This is a genomic window from Moorena producens 3L (genome assembly GCF_000211815.1).
Classification (GTDB): Bacteria; Cyanobacteriota; Cyanobacteriia; order Cyanobacteriales; family Coleofasciculaceae; genus Moorena; species Moorena producens.
Genome location: NZ_GL890910.1, coordinates 1 through 1,435 on the forward strand (window position 1 = coordinate 1; position 1,435 = coordinate 1,435).

Annotated in this window: 2 protein-coding genes; one reads left to right on the forward strand and one right to left on the reverse strand. The window is 43.7% G+C overall.

The features are described 5' to 3' along the window. Positions 1–469: cytochrome c oxidase subunit II (locus LYNGBM3L_RS14285; RefSeq protein ID WP_008184378.1), on the forward strand; the 469-nt coding region annotated here is incomplete at its 5' end. A gap of 399 nt (positions 470–868) precedes the next feature. Here LYNGBM3L_RS14285 and nfi read toward each other — a convergent pair. Continuing rightward, the coding region (gene nfi, locus LYNGBM3L_RS14290) for a deoxyribonuclease V (RefSeq protein ID WP_008184382.1) at positions 869–1,435 on the reverse strand (567 nt) is incomplete at its 5' end.

Here is a 1,435-nt window from a genome sequence, read left to right on the forward strand (position 1 = left end):
GCAGTATGCCTGGATTTTCACCTACCCTCAAACCGGTGTTATCTCTGGGGAAATGCATGTCCCAGTGGGACAACTGGNTAAGCTGAATATCGAAGCTAACGATGTGATCCACGCCTTTTGGTTGCCAGAGTTTCGGATTAAGCAAGATGCTATCCCAGGTCGGACTAGTCAACTAGGGTTTACAGCCACTAGAGTGGGTGATTACCCGATCATCTGTGCTGAACTCTGCGGGTCCTACCATGGAGGAATGAAAACCCGGTTGATCGTTGAAACACCCGAAGAGTATCAAGCCTGGGTTCAGGAAAATCAATTCGCTAGTGCAGACACCATGGAAAAAGCCGTGGCTGTTAATCCTACTACCATGTCAGAGGGTGAGTTCTTGGCTCCCTATGCCTCTGAAATGGGTATTGATTCCCAAACTCTCCAACACCTAGACCACTCTCACCATCATCCTGGAATTATCCAATAAGTTCATTTAAGAATGAAGAATGAAGAATGAAGAATGAAGAATGAAGAATGAAGAATGAAGAATGAAGAATGAAGAATGAAGAATGAAGAATGAAGAATGAAGAATGAAGAATGAAGAATGTAGAATGTAGAATGAAGAATGTAGAATGTAGAATGTAGAATGAAGAAGGCAGAATGAAGAAGGCAGAAGGCAGAAGGCAGAATGAAGAAGGCAGAAGGCAGAAGGCAGAAGGCAGAAGGCAGAAGGCAGAAGGCAGAAGGCAGAAGGCAGAAGGCAGAATGTAGGATGGGAAATTCTAAATTCTAAATTCTAAATTCTAAATTCTAAATTCTAAATTCTAAATTCTAAATTCTAAATTCTAACTTCTAAATTCTAAATTCTAAATTCTAAATTCTAACTTCACTTTGATGCTAGTTGATCAGCCCAGCGAGTTGTTTCTGGTAATCGATACCTAGATGTGCAGCGCAACACATAATCAATTGCTGTGGGTAAGCTGATGCGATGACCAATGGAAACATAGACTGGCTTAACTCCAGTCCGAGTACGCACAACGGCTCCAATGATTTCTCCATCATCCCTCAGCGGTTGCCAATTACCTTTGTTTTCGGGCAACTGTTCATGATCACCAATGAATCGCGACTTAGCCACACCAATGGTAGGAATATCTGTCAGTACCCCCAGATGGCAGGCAAGACCAAAGCGACGAGGATGGGCAATGCCCTGACCATCACACAAAATTAAGTCAGGGATAATGCTAATTTTTTCCAAAGCATCCAGTACTACAGGGACTTCTCGAAATGATAGGAAGCCTGGTACATAGGGAAAGGTAGTGGGTCTGCGTGCGATCGCATTTTCCCTCAGCTGCAAGTCGGGAAAGCTTANAACTGCTACTGCTGCCTGTGATATAGCGCCATCCTCCTCAAAACCTACATCCACACCAGCAACATATTGCACTTCCCCCAACTG